Annotated in this window: 1 protein-coding gene; it reads right to left on the reverse strand. The window is 75.1% G+C overall.

Annotation, left to right across the window (positions count from 1 at the left end):
* A partial coding sequence (locus BI06_RS50605) for a hypothetical protein (protein ID WP_158516418.1) occupies positions 1-378 on the reverse strand: 378 nt, incomplete at its 3' end.
* Positions 379-442: the final 64 nt, after the last annotated feature.

Raw genomic sequence — 442 nt, forward strand, 5'->3', positions numbered from 1 at the left:
GGCGAGGCGGGTGCGCGAGAGCGCGAGATTGAGCTGCTGGGAGCCGCGCTCGCGGACCTCCTCGGCGCGGGGGCCGCCGATGCCGTCGACCTCGTAGAGGCGGCCGGCCATGGCGGTGGCCCGGCCGAGTGCGCCGAGCGCCTCGCCCAGCTGGGCGGTCGCCGAGGTCAGGGATCGGACGACAGCCCGGTCGGCGCTCTGGGCGTGAGGGTGGTGCAGGGCGGCGGTGACGTTCAGCAGGTCGTCCTGGCCGTCGCGGATAGCCCGGGTGTGCTCGGCCAGTTCCTCAAGGCCCGGCAGCCCTTCTGCGCGGTAGGCGCGCGGGAGTTGGTGCTTGAGGTACTCGATGGTGTCGGCTGCCGCGTGGAGCCGGTGCACGGACTGGGCGCGGCGGCGGGGGGCGGTGGTGGGCAGAGGGTTCTCCGTGGATCAGCGGCGGGGG

Origin of the sequence: Kitasatospora sp. MBT66, assembly GCF_000710405.2 — a bacterium.
GTDB lineage: Bacteria > Actinomycetota > Actinomycetes > Streptomycetales > Streptomycetaceae > Kitasatospora > Kitasatospora purpeofusca.